We start from the raw sequence: 1,114 nt of genomic DNA on the forward strand, positions 1-1,114 counted from the left end.
GCCTGGCGGTGGTGGCGTCGGTGCACGGCATCCCGGGGCCGCCTCCGTCGACCTGCCAGGCGACCCATGTGCGGGGCTTGCGGCCGCCGACGACTCCCAGTCCCCGGCAGTGCTCGCAGACTCCGGTCCCGTCTGCGTGGGCGTTGCGGCAACTGCCGTCCTCGTCGCGGACGAGGTGGGTCAGCCACTCGACCTGGCCAGGCTGGAGGCGTACGGCGTGCTGCTGCCCGCCGGCTTCCAGGGTGAGCGTCGCGCGCTCGGCGTCGTCGGCGTCGGTGGGGTAGGTGTCGAACAGGTTCCGCAGGGCCAGGGCCAGGGCGGACAGGTCCGGCTGGGTCATCGGGTCGTCTCCTCGGTGGTGTTGGCCGCGAGGAAGGCGCCGGCGGCGGCCGCGGCCTCCTCGCTCGTGTCGTACTCGGCCTTCTCGGGCGCCTCGCGCACCTTCCGGTTGGCGGCGGTGGCGATCCACCACCAGCTCCCGTCCTCCGGGTGGAAGGACACCCTGGCCTCTCCGCCGAACGCCTCGAAGTGCACGGGCTCCTTGTTGGCGCGCTCGTTGATCGCGCTCACCGCTCCGGGCCAGCGCTTGCGGGCGGCCTGGCGGGAGATCCCCCACGCGGTGCCCAGCTCGGCGTAGTTGGCTCCGGCGGCTCCGGCCGCGCGGGCGAACCGCTCGGCCAGCACGTCCAGCTCCTCGTCCGCGTACTTGCAGACGATCAGCTTCGCCAGGGGGATCTCCGGGCGGGTGAGGTCCAGCACCTCCTCCGCGTCGTCCGGGCGTCCGGCGGTCAGCCGCTCGTACACCGTGTCCCCCAGCTTCTCCAGGGCCTTGTGGAGGGCCTGACGGAGCTGGTCGCGTTCTTCCTGCGTCGGTTCCTTCATCTCCATACGACAACCCTAACTGTCGGGAACCTGGGTTGTCACGGGAACCTGCATTGTCGTCATATGCCAATCCCGGACAGTGCGGGAGGCTGAGGGGAAGGCCCGGTGGTGGGTGGGGGAAGTCGTTCAACTGCCCATAGGGGGAACGTCTGTTCGGGCCTAAAGGACTGGCCTACGGCCAGGCTGAACACCCCTGAGAGGGCCGATCCGGCTCTCTCTCGTCCTCGACCTT

At 70.5% G+C, this 1,114-nt stretch carries 2 protein-coding genes; both read right to left on the reverse strand.

What is annotated here, in order from left to right; all coding sequences use genetic code 11:
- On the reverse strand, positions 1 to 340 hold a 340-nt coding region (locus tag ACFRCG_RS48725; RefSeq protein WP_380043119.1), incomplete at its 3' end, for a hypothetical protein.
- Positions 337 to 888 carry a hypothetical protein gene (locus ACFRCG_RS48730; protein ID WP_380043121.1) on the reverse strand — a complete coding sequence of 184 codons (552 nt, stop codon included), beginning with the start codon at positions 886 to 888 and terminating at the stop codon, positions 337 to 339. The genes ACFRCG_RS48730 and ACFRCG_RS48725, both read right to left, overlap by 4 nt.
- Positions 889 to 1,114: the final 226 nt, after the last annotated feature.

The organism is Embleya sp. NPDC056575 (assembly GCF_042793325.1).
GTDB lineage: Bacteria > Actinomycetota > Actinomycetes > Streptomycetales > Streptomycetaceae > Embleya.